A 13,832-nucleotide genomic window follows, 5' to 3' on the forward strand; every position below is an offset into this window, starting at 1 on the left:
GAATTTCCAATCAAAACCTGCACACCTTGGTCAGGGGAAATCTGCAATTGCCAGTTACATCTGGCCGCATGAAACATATAATCGCAGATACACTGTTAGGGTGCGCCCCGGCGAACGGTTGATACCCATGTCATTGCACAAAGATGTTCGGCTTGACGCGTCATCCAAATCCGTCCCAAACCTCAAGCGTTTCTAACCCAGAACTACTAGCCGGCTTTCTTCTATGCTGCTGCAAGAATCTCAATTAAGCTCACGCACACAATCACGACTAATAACTGCGCGCTCGCGAACTTTGCTGCTCTGCATTTTAAATTGAATAAGCTGTTGTAATGCGTCGATGAATATAAAAGATTGAAATAGAGTTCTCTTGGCTCGGTAGCTTCAGATACCCAGGAGAAACGAGTATGGGGAAAGCAGATATGACAAAACCTACTTCCGCTCAGAAAAAACTTTCGGAACGGTTACCAGTTTATCTATCGTTGGCCTGTATCATATGCAGCTACCTTGTCTCCGCCGCTTCATTGCAAGCTTCTGAGCTTCCCTGGATCAAACTAGATAGAGAGGTTCAGGCGCCATCGGGCGCCAAATCACTCTGCAAAGATTATTCGTGGGCGTGCGCGAATACTCGTACTTCTGGTCTGCCAGAAGCGCAGGAGAAACAGATCGTTAAAGCGATTAACTTGCGCGTCAATCGGAGGATCCGCGCCGTTTCGGATCAAAACCAATACGGGACAAAGGAATACTGGACGCTACCAATGCAGGGGTCAGGGGATTGCGAAGATTTCGCTTTGCAAAAGAAGTTTGAACTAATGCAGAACGGCTTGGATCCTACGAAGCTACTTATTGCAACTGTCTTAAACACCAATCGCAGTGGCCATGCAGTTTTAGTTTATCGCTCGAGTGAAGGCGATTTGATTCTGGACAATGTCACCAACAGGATCAAATCGTGGAAGGAAACGAGGTATCTTTTCCTACGAATACAGGACCCAAATCACCCTGATCGTTGGGTACAGGTTTCTAGCGGCTAAAAACAATGTGGCGCGCCCTCGAGACGCGCCACAATAAAATTTTGGTCCTGCGGCTACTGGTTGTTTCGCGGCAACCCAAGTTTAGGACACCGCTTCAAACTTTGGTCAAGCTTTCGCAGCGTTGTACAAACGCGGAGTCACCAGACCTGTACTGTTCAAACCGCGCATCGCCTTGGCTGCCGCAAGCACTGCCAGATCAGCAATCGGCTCAATGACAATTACCAGCATATAAGCACCGCCAAAGGACAGAACCGACGCCATGGTTTCTGCGCCGAAACCCTGGCCGTAGAAGGCCCAGAACCCAACCCATGCGACTACTCCTCCCTGATACGTCGCACTTAGGGCAAGAGCTTGGCCATATTTGAGGTCAACATATGCTGTGCCGGGTGCGATGATGCGGCTGGCCAGTGCTTGTAGCGCAAATAGCGGCACCAGCAGAGTGGTCAGGTTGATGAAGTACTGCGGAAGATCGAACGGGGCAAAAAACACACCCTGAATCAGGAGACCAGCTGCCAATCCAAAAGCCGCGGGTGCAGCACCGAGAAGCAGAAACAGCGTCGACCCCAGGATGAAGTGGACTTCAGAGACACCAACCGGGAAATGCGGCAGGACTTCGAAGAAAAGGAAAACCCCAACGGTGGCGAGCACCGAGCGCATAACAAAAGATGCAGGTCCATTCGCTCGCAATGTGGAAAACGTTTCTTTCGCTGCGTAAGTAGCCGCACCTGCGGCGGTAACATAGGAAAGCGCGATTTTGGCACCATTCACGATGCCCGGTTCGATATGCATGTTCTTTCTCCCTACCGCCTCACCCGGCGGCTTGTCAGGTTGAATCGACCGTAAGGCCGACAGGTTCAGTCTGGGCATAGCCCGGCGCTTTACGGCAGGTCTCCTGACTCGCGGGTGCTCGCTCCGCCAACCTTCCCGGTTCCATTACGAACCAGTGGTGTCTTGGCATCGCTCTCCGCTCACAGTTGCGGGGGCAGTTACGGAATTGGCGCCATTGAAAACACCGAACCGTATTCCCTTTTAATCCTTTTGGCTTCCGCCATCAGGAACCGAAAACAAATCACCGCTACAATGGCGGCTTCGCCTGTGTCAATTGTCTTTGCGACCTATTCCAATGTAAACTCGACCGAAGCAGGATTCACGCAACCGGTCACGTGATCAACTGGGTAAACCAAGCGTTACCTGAAACCTCTTGAAGCTCTAGCTGCTAGAGGCTTTAAGATTCGAATTAATTCGCGATAGTGCGATCCAAATACGTTAAACTTGTGAACCAGGACGAGACCTATGCTTACAAGGCGCCATTTCATTCAATCCACCACAGCGCTGTTCTCGGCGTCTGCGGCCAGTCCATTGATCGCCAAAACCTGGCCAACCGCATCGCAGAAGACCTATTGGGACAGTCAGGTCACGCCAATTGGTTACGATCCAATGACCTCAAATCCGTGGGGTGTTCATGACCGTTTTTTACCAAGACGCGTCGCGGCAAATGATGGTTTGGTTCCAGGTGACATCCATGTGGATGCCGTCGCGCGCTATCTCTATCATATCGAAGAAGACGGGACCGCAATGCGCTATGGCGTAGCGATCGCGCGTGGGAATCTTTACGAGCCCGGCACCTATGTTATCCGCCGAAAGGTCGAATGGCCACACTGGACACCAACCGCTTCAATGATCGAGCGCAACCCCGAATACGCGGAATTCCGGAATGGCATGGAGCCCGGGCCGAATAATGCTCTCGGCTCTCGTGCCCTTTATCTATACGTTGGAGACCGAGACACATATCTCAGAATTCACGGCACGCCTGAGCCAAGAAGCATCGGCGGTCGCGCAAGTTCTGGATGTGTGCGAATGATCATGGCCCATATCAATGACCTCTACCCAAACGTGAAAACCGGCTCGACCGCTTTCCTATACTCTGCCGAAGATAGCGTCACAGCCCGCTCATGAATATTGGGCAGCGTACATGGACGTCGCTGCCCTCATTTCGATCAGGCCTCGCGCGCAATGCAGATCGGAGCGCCATTCGTCGCGCGCAATGGTACCAATGTCGTCTCGACGGGTCCGCTGTGCTCATACCAAAAGCAATTATCTTCTGGCAAAAGGCGTGCCGTGGTCAAATCCTGCGCCGGCCCTGCCAGCGCTACGACCGAATCTGGCACGTTGCCTGGTTCAAATGCTTTGCTTTTGGCCCCGGTGAACTGGGCTGAGCAACCAGCCGTAATCGAGACTAACGTGATGGTAATGGCGATCCGTTTCTGCATTGATCTGTTCCAAATTTTTTGCGTCATCTGCAATTAGATTGCATCCACACGGCCGGCCCGCAAGACGAAATGAACTAACAATATCGCAGGCAAAGAACCCGGATGAAAAAAATATAAAAGGTATTGAAGCTCTAGTTACTGTAGGAACTATTTACAAAGGACCATAGAGATTCTTGAGGTCCAATCATGTCATCCGATACCCATAGCCACGACCATGGCCACGAAAACAAACATGGTCACCACGCATGCGGTAGTGGCGGGTGTGGCGACATCGCCCCCGCCGGTCCAATTCCTGAAGGTGGTAGAAGCTTTCAGGTCTCTGGCCTTGATTGCGCCGAAGAGGTGGCGATCCTGAACCGTGTCGTCGGCCCGAAAGCAGGTGGCGAAGAGCATCTTGCATTTGATGTGATTAACGGTCGGATGACGCTTCTTGATAGTGCTTCCAAGTTATCTGACGAAGATGTCATGCTGCTGGTTGCGAGTACTGGTATGACCGCCAAACCATGGGATGACGGAAATGCCGCCCAGGACCAGGCGGCGCATATTGCACGTCAGCGGCGGTTCACCACTCTTAGCGGAGGGTTTTGGGCAGCAGGTTTTGGCTGGCACATTTTCGAAACCGGCATGGGCGGTGCGCTCGGGCTGTTCTCGGGACATGGTGAGGTTCCGATGCCTTTAGCCGAGGCAGCTTTGTTCGCAGTCGCGATCTTGTTTGGCGTCTGGCTGGTGGCCCCTAAGGCCTGGTCTTCGGCGCGGCGCCTTTCGCCGGATATGAACCTTCTGATGGTTGTTGCCGTCGCTGGTGCCATCGCTCTGGGTGAGTTTTTTGAAGCGGCAACTGTAGCATTTTTCTTTTCGCTCTCTCTTTATCTGGAAAGCTGGAGTGTCGGACGTGCTCGGAACGCGGTATCCGCGCTGCTTGATCTGGCCCCCCCGACGGTTCGGCTGGTTCGTGCTGACGGTTCTGAGGCAACGGTCCCGGCGGCGGATGTCTTTGTCGGTGACAGCTTCATCGTTCGAGGTGGGGATCGCATTCCACTTGACGGGGAAGTCATCGAAGGGGCCGGTGCCGTTGACCAGGCTCCAATCACAGGTGAAAGCGCACTGATCCCCAAGGAGCTGGGTGATGAGGTCTACGCCGGCACAATCAATGGTGAAGGCACCCTCAAAATACGTGCGACGAAAACAGCGTCCGATACCGTGCTTGCCAAGATCATCCGGATGGTCGGTGATGCTCATGCTCGCCGTGCGCCGGTTGAGCAGTGGGTTACAAAATTTGCGCGGATTTATACGCCCATCGTTATGGTCGTCGCAGTGGCTATCGCCCTGATCCCGCCGCTTGCATTTGGCGCATCGTGGGGCTTCTGGTTTTACAATGCACTTGTTCTTCTGGTTATCGCCTGCCCCTGTGCACTCGTCATTTCCACACCGGTTTCAATCGTTGCGGCTTTGACCGCTTCGGCCCGGGCTGGGGTTCTGATTAAGGGCGGCGCATATATCGAGGCTCCCGGGCGTACCACCGCACTGGCCATGGACAAGACCGGCACGATCACCATGGGAGAGCCTGAAGTCGCCAATGTGTATCCGCTGGGTGACGCATCCGAGCAGGAGCTGTTGGCGAGCGCTGCCAGCCTCGAGGTTCGGTCTTCACACCCGCTGGCCCGCGCCATTTTGACCAGAGCAGAACAGACCGACATTTCGATATCTGCGGCTGAAGACATCCGAACCGTTCCCGGTCGGGGTCTTGAAGGCCGCACCGAGCGCGGAGATATCTGGCTTGGCTCCGACCGCTTCGCTGTAGAGAAGGGCTTTGGCGCGTCCATCCCTACCGAATTGCGCAACCAAATCGAGAGCGCGGGAAGCACACTTGTGGTTGTCGGGGATGAGAACGGAGTCACCGGTTTGCTTGAGCTGCGGGACCGCATTCGCCCCGAAGCCAAGAACATCGTTGCCCGGCTTCACGCGCAGGGCGTGAAGTCAATCATCATGCTGACAGGTGACAACGAACAAACCGCGAGAGCGGTAGCAGCCGAAGTCGGCATCGACGAAGTCCGGGCCCAACTTCTGCCGGAGGACAAAGTCGCTGCGATTGAGGAACTGGCAGAACAGCACGAGATGGTTGCGATGATCGGCGATGGCGTCAACGACGCACCTGCGATGGCTCGGGCACATTATGCAGTTGCGATGGGTGCAGTTGGATCTGATGCTGCTATTGAGACTGCAGACATTGCTCTGATGACTGATGACATCGGCAAAGTACCCTGGCTGATCGATCATTCACGTCGAACCATGTCGATCATCCGTCAGAACATCGGCTTCTCACTTGCGACCAAGGCGCTGTTTGTCATTCTGACGGGTTTTGGGCTGGCATCAATGTGGGGTGCAATCGCCGCAGATGTCGGAGTGTCCTTGCTGGTCGTGGCTAACGCCTTGCGGCTTCTGAATGCCTCGGAGGGTAACATACACTCAACAGGAACAGAAACCGTTGGAACGCCAGGTGAAAATGCTGAATTGGCGCATGGGCAGTAATCAGGCGCGCGGAACCTAAGATCGCGTGTGCTGTGGGATGCCCACTGAAAACAGCATCCCACAGCCGATTTTCGCAATTTATCACTGTGGCGTGGTGCCCGATATATCAATCAGTCCTGGGCTTTGTGTGGCATTTCATCCTGAAGATTAGGGACATTGACACTGATCTGGTTTCCCGGCCCCGCACTTTAATCAGTCAACTTCATCCTGAATGCGGGGGGTTAGTTTGGATCGCCCCACTGCCCCACCCTCTGCTACCGCCAGATCCATTGTCATCATCCTGTAATCACCGCGCATCCATGAAGAAAACAAGTTCTTGTAGAACCGCGAAAGCGGGTGTCCCGACTGCCCGGATGGTGTCAGGAAAAAGAAGCCTTTGTCTTCTGAAACAGACATGACGGCCTGAAAATTCGTGCCGATACTTGTTGCAAACGGTTTTTCGTCAGACATCCCGAATTGAGACGAGAGCAATGAATAAGGTCCTCCGGACTTCGGTTCCCGCACAGATAACAACCCATTGAGGAATCCGGCTGGGCTAACCGCAGACCAATCCAGATTCACAATGTGTTCAGCTCCCCAGCTCCACGAAGAAAGGTCGGGACCGTAGCGCTCGGTTATCCAGACGAGCGCATCGTCGAGTGCGAGAACGATCCACTCGTCGCAGGTTTCGACACGAGTTGAGGTGCGATTGTCACACCACATCGCGGCCTCGTCTCTATTTGAAAGAACCGCGGCAAGAAAATATGGATTCGGATTGGTCCACAAATCACGCGCCGCAGGAAATTCATCCTGTAGAAATCGGCGTTGCAAAGCACGCGTCCATGCCCAGAATATCAATGGCTCCGGCGAAAAACGATCCATTTCACCGTTCCATTCAGCCAAGCGGTTCAAGGCATCCTGTCGGATTCCATCGAGCGGGTCGTCGGTTGCGGGGATCATGGGTGCAGAACGCCACAAGTCCGCTGCCATCAGAGGCAACAAGCTACGCGCTGCTGAACTAACGGTATCTTGTTGTACCGCCATAACACCATCAACTGAAAAAACGCGTTGGCGCGCATCAAGTTCTTTGAGCCTTTGCTGCCGAAGCAGGATTGCATCTTCATCGGAGATGCCCGGCCAGGTCATGACGTCTTCTTTGTCAATAACGACGGTCTCCAACCCGAACAGAGGCATTTCAGAGATCAACTTCACGGCGTCTTTTGCGGTGACTACCTGTGTCAGTCGGTAAAGAGTTCTCAAAAAGATATCGCTATCTACCCGTTCGGATGTGCCGTTTTGCAATTCAGGTTGCCCGGCATTTGAGTCCAAGGCCCAAGCAACGTCATTTGAACGACCCAGAACAACGAACGGAACGCCGGGCAAAGTCGCCCCTGCTACTGCCCCCGAGGGAAATTGAAGATCAGCCATGTACAAGGTTGATGGGAGCGAAAGCGGCCCGCTAGTCTCGATCGCGAGAATTGGGGAATTGGAAACCGTTCGTTCACTGGTCAATGCCCAGGCACCCAGCCGAGCTTTTGGCGTGCTCTTGAGCAATCCGGGTGTTTTCGGTCTGTCGCCTGGAATTGACGCGCCGCCACTCTCGGCCTGCCGAAGATTGCCTAAGAACTGTTGAGTTATTCTGAGACTATCCTCTGGCCGCCAGGCCATGATTGTCTTTTCATCGTACAACAACAGTTCTGGTGCCCCCCGGCCACGCCGGTCTTTTGACACCTCCCCGATCCAGGCATTTACGCCAGCTGCATAGGCAATCAGCATTTCGGACAAAACTGGATCCATATCGCGATATCGCGGAACCGGCACTTTGCCCGAAGCGGACCGCCGTTCCCTTAACATCTGACCCAATCGATCCTGCGCATGAACGAAACCAAGTGCGAAATAGGCATCGGACGGGGATGAAGCCGAGATATGTGGGATCGCCATAGAGTCCCTCAGGACGTCCACAGAATCTTTCAAACCCTCTAACCTAAAATCTTCCTCATAGTCCGGAAGAGAAGCCAGCATGAGATATGTAGCCGTGCTGAAACAGACAGTAGCGATGAACAGGGCTGCCAGAACCAACCCAAGCACAATCCTGAGCAGCGCTTTCAATTTCAACCACCAATCGGATCAGCCTAGGAAATCAGACGCACAACTGCGATCGACATAAAGAACGCAATCAGGCCACAAACGATGGCATATCCTGCGGCGTACTGAAGAATATCAAGGCTGTTGCCATTCCGGCGCTTTGCCAGGACCCCACCCCAAACGGCGCCAACCAAGGCACCCGCGATTGCCATCATCTTACATCCTCTGATTTTGTTCATTTGCGGTGCAGTTCACTTCAGGCGTTCAAACCGTCAAACTGATAGCCGCGCGTCTGAAGGCGTTCTGAAAGAACTCTCACGAGTTAGCTTCGCGTTTCTTGGCAGTGAGATCGCCCAGCTGCTTCTCAAGCTGTGCCCGTGCACTACTTAATCGCTTTTGCGCTGCTTCGTTTTCTACCCTGTCATTCGCAGCGGCAGCAAGTCGATCGTCAGAAAGCGGGTCTGTCGGGCGCCCGTCGACCAATACTTCATAATGAAGATTGGGGCCGGTCGCGGTGCCGCTCGACCCGACACGGCCAACCATCTCGCCAGCCTCCACGCGCTGACCTTTGGCCAGACCATCGGCGGTTGCGCTAAGATGCGTATATCGTGTGACCGTGTCCGATCCATGAGCGATTTCCACCACACGCCCATACCCACCGCGCCAACCTACATAAGACACGCGGCCCGGGGCCGTCGCATGTACCGGAGTACCACGTGCGGCAGCGAAATCGACACCGGTGTGCATCCGCACATTGCCGTAGACCGGATGTTTCCGCCGACCAAAGACAGAACTCAGGCGCGCGCCCTCAACTGGTTGCGAGAAGACGCGAAGAAGCTCACCATCGACATAGATTGTGGCGCGGCCATTTTCGGCGTCTGGCCATGCTATTTCGTAAAGTTGGTCATCCACTTCCAGCGCTGCAAAAATGAGCTCGGACTGGCCTACCTTCTCGCCATCAATGCTCTTTTCACGCCAGAGAAGACGGAGAGCTTCACCACCTGTCAGGTCCCTCCGAAAATCCACTGTCCCGCTCAGCATCTGAGCGAGATCCACCGCAAAACGAACCGGGATATTTGCGCTGCTCAGAGCATTTGAGATCGAAGTTTCGATCTCTGTTTTGCGGGCCAGAATGACAGTGTCGGGTTCCGGTGAGACCACGCGCGTGGACAACGTCTCGCTAAGTGTCACTTCAATTCTCACGCCATCTTCCACGGCGAGCTCCACACTCCGCAGTTGATCCGCTGCCGTTGCAACGACTATTATCGAGTAACCCGGCCGCAAGCGCCGCAAGTCGTATTCAGCGCCAAGTGCAAGTGCGATTTCGGCGCGATCGGTTGCGTCGACCCCCGCGTCAGACAGCATACTGTCGAGTGTGTCACCCACCGCAAGCTCGCGCGTCCATGTTCGTGAAGGTGGTTCAACAGGTGGCAAAGGTTCCTCTGCCTGAATGGGTTCCGGCTGAGCAGGTCGAAACGAAACCGGGCTTGGAGCGAGTTCTGCCGATGGTACGTTCAACAACAGAGCCGATGTGATCTGCGGTTCCGCAGGAAGTTTGGGCACCTGAAAGACCGTGGGCGCAGGCGCCGTCATTTCAGACCTGTTCGAGGCAATGAACATGATCGAAGCAATCGAGACGCTGCTGATCGCGATCGCCGAGGTTGCTAGAAATCGTGCGTTCATGATGTTGTATCCGCTCCACTTTTCAAAGCGCGGCGGATCTTGGGTACAGCGAATTTTTTCTGCTCATGATAGTCGATGGTGCTGACAAATTCGCCTGTGGGGCTAAACAGAAATACACTTGCAGTGTGGTTCATTGTGTAGTCGCCATCTTCCATTGGAACTTTTTCATAAGTGGCGCGAAAATCGTCCGCGGCCTGAGCGATTTGGTCCGAAACGCCGACCCATCCGCGAATTGCCGGATGAAAGTAGCTGACATAATCGGCCATGGCTTCAACGGTGTCTCTTTCAGGGTCTACAGTTATGAACACGACGTTCACCTCATCCGCGTCATTGCCCAGATCATCCAGCCAGAGGGAAATATCTGAGAGTGTCGTCGGGCAAACATCCGGACAGTAGGTAAAGCCGAAGAACACCATTGTTGCACGTCCGACCAGCGATTGCGGGGTGACGGTAGTCCCTTCGTGATCGACCATGCGAAAACTCATGCCCGACAACGCAAGGGGACGAAGGCGATCAGATTGAGCCGCTCCCGGCCCATCCACTTGCCACCATCCAGCAAAGAGTGTCAGGCCGATTACACCAAGTCCAGCAGCCCCGAATTTGAGAACGCGTCGCCGCTGCATCAGTTCCCAGGGCCTCGCGCAGCAATGCCAAATATCGGCACGTTGACAGTCTTTTCTGCGCCATCGGCAAAGATAAGAGTCAGCGTAAAGCTCTCGCCTTCGGTCATAGGGCGTTGCAGCCGCATGAGCATTGCGTGGAGCCCGCCCGGCTCAAGCGCTACGGAACCGCCCGGCGCAATTTCCAGCTCGCCAGCTGGTGCCATGGAACTGACGCCCTCTGCATTGGTCGATGTCTGATGGATCTCGGGCATCATCGCAAGATCGGTGCGGATAGAGGTCAGCGTTACGGCCTCGTTGCCGGTGTTGCGGATCGTCATGTAAGCGGCCCCCGGCCGGTTGGCGCCGATTGACGCGCGCGACCAGGCTCCTTCAACGACAACATCATCGACCCCTGCTAGTACCGGCGCCGAGAGAATGGCCGCAAAACCGAATGCACTTAGCGCCCCTGCTAGAAGAGTATTTTTTGCAGTGAGTCTCATTTTATCTCTCGCTATAGATCAGCTTTGCAGCGCTGCAACTTCTGCAGCGACCAGGCGCCTCAACTCGGCCTCACCAAACGGATCGAGCGATTTGCCGTTGACGAAAAACGTGGGAGTTTGCCGTACACCAACTGCTTCGACATCAGCGCGATCCTGATTGAGAACACCGACTGTCTGGGGTGCGAGCATTTGTGTCTGCGCTGCCTCGGCATCCAGTCCCGCTGCTGCTGCAATTCGAATAATAAGACCAGGCTCAGGCGCACCATGCGCGGCCCATTTGGGCTGCTCTCGCAGCACAGCTTCCAGGACCGGTTCAAAGACCCCCTGCATGCGTGCCGCTTCAAGCACGCGGATCGCCTCCTCTGAGCCTTCGCCATGGAAAGGAGTGTACCGGATCACAACGCGCACGAGGTCTCCATGCTGTGCCATAATGTCCTTCACGACCGGATGAAAGGCACGGCAGGCTTCACAAGCCGGATCGAAAAATTCGACGATTGTAACCGGTGCGTCTTTAGGGCCGAGAACAGGCGAGTAAGAACGGATAAGTGTTTCAGCGATTTCGGGTGCGACAGGCTCGGTATTGCCTGAAGCAGTCGTTCGGTTCACGTACCAGGCGGCGGCCCCGAATCCGGCCCCACCGAGCGCGAGAACGGACAAGATCATGCCACGTCTGTTCATACTTGTTTCTCCTTGAGTGAAAGAGCACATAAAGCGCCGATCAGCGCAAACGAAACGAGCGCCATCAGCGGAATCGGGATGCCCAAAACAGTTTGATTTGCATCCGTGCAGGACGGACCGCTGGCCGAGCATGGTTGGATTTTTTCGGGGATTAGACCAGCATACAGGCCCATGTGCCACAAGGCGACAGCAGCGCCCCCCAATGCCAGTGCTATTCCGTAGCGGCCCACGTTCTGGTCCTGCCACCACAGGCCAAGCCCCAGTACGATCGCCAATGGGAACATGAACGCACGCTGGAACCAGCAAAGCACGCAGGGCTTCTGCCCCAAGATCTCTCCAATGAACAGAACAGAAAGAGACGCAACCAGGGCAATCGTCCAGGCCAGGGCAAGAAGTGTATCTTTGGAAAACCGGGACATGGTGCTCAGAGTCTTTGTTTCAGATCCGCAAGAATTTCTTCGGCTGGCGTGCCATATGACCAGGACTGAACGAATCCAGCGTCCTTGTTGAACAGAAACAGATGAGAGGTATGTCCCATCGTATAACCGTCCGGCGCAGTGGCTTGTTCGATCCGTTCGTAGAAAATTGGAAAGGTCTTGGACGTTTGCGCAATCTGTTCTGGCGTGCCTGTAAGCCCAATGATCCCCGCATCGAAAAGTGGCACATACTCGGCCAGGACGGCCGGAGTGTCGCGCTCGGGGTCGATGGATATGAAGATAGGTTGCACTTGGGTTGATTGATTTCCCAGACCTTCCTGCACTGCTGCCACCTCGGACAGTGTTGTAGGGCAAACGTCGGGGCAGTTGGTGAAACCGAAAAACACCAACATCCACTTGCCTGCAAAGTCGTTCTGGGTGCGGACAACACCAGAGTGATCTGTAAGTTCGAACCTGGCTTCGAACGGAACAGACCCCTCCTCAATCCGCGCAGGTCTATATTCTGACCACAGCATCAGATAGGCAGATGCCGCCGTTGCGACACCAGCCAGTACCCATAAGATTTTTTGAAATACGGTCAGTTTCAAAGTTAGCCGTCCGCCTGTGATTCTTGGTTCAGAACGGCATGTACACCCTCTACCTGCTAGAGGTTCAAAGGGGATTTTGAGCCTGCGGCTGGGTGTCACAGGTCCAACGTCTGGAAGGTGCTATTGTGCGGCGCCAACCCGAACCTACATAAGCTGTAACTTTGTAAGGAGACCCAGATGCTGACGATCGGAACGCTTGGAAAAAAGACCGGAACCAAGGTTCAGACGATCCGCTACTACGAGCAGATCGGACTTATGCCGGAACCGGGGCGCACCGAAGGTGGCCAGCGGCGGTATGGCCATACCGAACTGGATCGCCTGGCTTTTATCCGTCACGCACGCCAATTGGGGTTTTCGCTTGAGGCGATACGCGAACTGCTTGATTTGTCCGACGATCCAGATCGCCCATGTCATGAAGCCGACAGTATTGCGCGCCGGCAACTCAAACAGATTGAGCAAAGAATGGCGCGGCTAGAAGCGTTGCGGACCGAGCTGGAGCGCATGGTGCATGAATGCAGTGGCGGCAACACCTCGGATTGTCGTGTACTCGAAGTTCTACGCGATCATTCCGAATGTCTTACTGATCACGAAGACATCGGCGCGTAACCCTGGGCAGCGTTGTTGCGAACTGGAAATAGCCTCTTGAAGCTACAGTCACTGTAGCAATTACAAGTCTTTCTGAGTTGATTCGACGAGAGACCAAATGCTGAACCGAGACCCGTTGTTAACCGCCACACCTCTGCTTGATTTTGAAACACCCGCAATTTTGGGACTCATAACGGAACGGCGCTGGCCCGATCTGCCTGTCTCGGATCGAATTGGCGCTATTTATGATTTCGTGCGTAACGAGATTGCCTTTGGTTACAACCGTGCTGACGATATCCCGGCTTCAGAGGTGCTCGCTAACGGCTTTGGGCAATGCAATACCAAGGGCACGCTTTTGATGGCACTGTTTCGCGGCAGCGGTATTCGATGCCGTTTGCATGGCTTTATGATCCACAAAGAGTTGCAGAGGGGTGTGGTCCCCGAATTGATTTATCCGCTGGCGCCAGAAGAAATCTTGCATTCGTGGGTCGAAGTTGAAGTAGGCGATCGTTGGGTCAACCTCGAAGGATTTATTCTGGATCAGCCATACCTGGAGGCGTTGCAGCGTAACTTTGCAGAAACAGAAATCCTGTGCGGTTACGGGGCGGGCACCGGTTGTTTGAGCGACCCTCAGGTCGAATGGGAAGGTCGTGACACGTACATTCAGAAAACCGGCATCGTGCAGGATTTTGGCGTTTTTGATACTCCGGATGCGTTCTATGCTGACCATGCGCAAAGTTTCGGGAGCATTCGTGGTTGGCTCTATCGCTTCATATTCCGTCACTGGATGAACGCGCGCGTACGTTCCCTGCGCAATGGGAAGCTGAAGGCTCGAATGGCCGCCACGCATACACACGGAAATGCATAGC

Annotated in this window: 15 protein-coding genes and 1 riboswitch; of the genes, 5 read left to right on the forward strand and 10 right to left on the reverse strand. The window is 54.4% G+C overall.

The genetic code is table 11. The features are described 5' to 3' along the window. The first annotated feature begins 404 nt into the window (after positions 1–404). Positions 405–1,028 (forward strand): transglutaminase-like cysteine peptidase, encoded by a 624-nt coding sequence (locus tag ACR0EN_RS16160; protein ID WP_480587757.1) that lies wholly within the window; start codon positions 405–407, stop codon positions 1,026–1,028. A gap of 105 nt (positions 1,029–1,133) precedes the next feature. On the opposite strand, the gene ACR0EN_RS16165 is transcribed toward ACR0EN_RS16160, so the two are convergent. Continuing rightward, positions 1,134–1,817, reverse strand: a complete 684-nt coding sequence (locus tag ACR0EN_RS16165; RefSeq protein WP_170392744.1) for an energy-coupling factor ABC transporter permease — start codon at positions 1,815–1,817, stop codon at positions 1,134–1,136. A gap of 76 nt (positions 1,818–1,893) precedes the next feature. After that, positions 1,894–2,106, reverse strand: a riboswitch (cobalamin riboswitch). Between the two features lie 215 nt (positions 2,107–2,321). On the opposite strand from ACR0EN_RS16165, the gene ACR0EN_RS16170 reads away from it, so the two are divergent. Continuing rightward, positions 2,322–2,984 (forward strand): L,D-transpeptidase, encoded by a 663-nt coding sequence (locus tag ACR0EN_RS16170; protein ID WP_170392745.1) that lies wholly within the window; start codon positions 2,322–2,324, stop codon positions 2,982–2,984. Positions 2,985–3,025: 41 nt separating this feature from the next. Here the strand turns inward: ACR0EN_RS16170 and ACR0EN_RS16175 are convergent, their stop codons facing one another. Further along, complete coding sequence (locus tag ACR0EN_RS16175) at positions 3,026–3,298, reverse strand: hypothetical protein (RefSeq protein WP_170625485.1); 273 nt, start codon at positions 3,296–3,298, stop codon at positions 3,026–3,028. A 186-nt stretch (positions 3,299–3,484) separates the two neighbouring features. Between ACR0EN_RS16175 and ACR0EN_RS16180 the strand changes: the two genes are divergently transcribed. After that, positions 3,485–5,827 (forward strand): heavy metal translocating P-type ATPase, encoded by a 2,343-nt coding sequence (locus ACR0EN_RS16180; protein ID WP_480587762.1) that lies wholly within the window; start codon positions 3,485–3,487, stop codon positions 5,825–5,827. Positions 5,828–6,019: 192 nt separating this feature from the next. Here the strand turns inward: ACR0EN_RS16180 and ACR0EN_RS16185 are convergent, their stop codons facing one another. From ACR0EN_RS16185 to ACR0EN_RS16220, 8 genes are all read right to left on the reverse strand, one after another. After that, the gene (locus tag ACR0EN_RS16185) at positions 6,020–7,915 is read right to left on the reverse strand and encodes a penicillin acylase family protein (RefSeq protein ID WP_480587765.1); all 1,896 of its coding nucleotides are present in this window, start codon (positions 7,913–7,915) and stop codon (positions 6,020–6,022) included. A 23-nt stretch (positions 7,916–7,938) separates the two neighbouring features. Next, positions 7,939–8,106: a hypothetical protein gene (locus tag ACR0EN_RS16190; protein ID WP_170663596.1), complete on the reverse strand. Its 168-nt coding sequence runs from the start codon at positions 8,104–8,106 to the stop codon at positions 7,939–7,941. A gap of 100 nt (positions 8,107–8,206) precedes the next feature. Continuing rightward, entirely contained in the window at positions 8,207–9,574 is a 1,368-nt protein-coding gene (locus ACR0EN_RS16195; protein WP_480587769.1) for a peptidoglycan DD-metalloendopeptidase family protein, read from the reverse strand. After that, entirely contained in the window at positions 9,571–10,197 is a 627-nt protein-coding gene (locus tag ACR0EN_RS16200) for an SCO family protein (RefSeq protein WP_480587772.1), read from the reverse strand. The genes ACR0EN_RS16195 and ACR0EN_RS16200 overlap by 4 nt, the downstream gene beginning before the upstream one ends. Continuing rightward, entirely contained in the window at positions 10,197–10,676 is a 480-nt protein-coding gene (locus tag ACR0EN_RS16205) for a copper chaperone PCu(A)C (protein WP_480587775.1), read from the reverse strand. Before ACR0EN_RS16205 ends, ACR0EN_RS16200 begins: the two co-directional genes overlap by 1 nt. Before the next feature lie 18 nt (positions 10,677–10,694). Then, a complete protein-coding gene (locus ACR0EN_RS16210; RefSeq protein ID WP_480587778.1) occupies positions 10,695–11,354 on the reverse strand; it encodes a DsbA family protein in 660 nt (219 codons plus the stop codon). Then, positions 11,351–11,773: a disulfide bond formation protein B gene (locus ACR0EN_RS16215; protein ID WP_480587782.1), complete on the reverse strand. Its 423-nt coding sequence runs from the start codon at positions 11,771–11,773 to the stop codon at positions 11,351–11,353. The genes ACR0EN_RS16210 and ACR0EN_RS16215 overlap by 4 nt, the downstream gene beginning before the upstream one ends. A gap of 5 nt (positions 11,774–11,778) precedes the next feature. Continuing rightward, positions 11,779–12,342 carry an SCO family protein gene (locus ACR0EN_RS16220; RefSeq protein WP_480587899.1) on the reverse strand — a complete coding sequence of 188 codons (564 nt, stop codon included), beginning with the start codon at positions 12,340–12,342 and terminating at the stop codon, positions 11,779–11,781. Positions 12,343–12,555: 213 nt separating this feature from the next. Between ACR0EN_RS16220 and ACR0EN_RS16225 the strand changes: the two genes are divergently transcribed. Further along, positions 12,556–12,984, forward strand: coding sequence for a MerR family transcriptional regulator (locus tag ACR0EN_RS16225; protein ID WP_170392752.1), 429 nt, complete (start codon positions 12,556–12,558; stop codon positions 12,982–12,984). 97 nt (positions 12,985–13,081) lie between these two features. After that, positions 13,082–13,831: a transglutaminase-like domain-containing protein gene (locus ACR0EN_RS16230; RefSeq protein ID WP_170818936.1), complete on the forward strand. Its 750-nt coding sequence runs from the start codon at positions 13,082–13,084 to the stop codon at positions 13,829–13,831. Position 13,832: the final 1 nt, after the last annotated feature.

The sequence above is a fragment of the Ruegeria sp. AB7 genome (assembly GCF_056542625.1).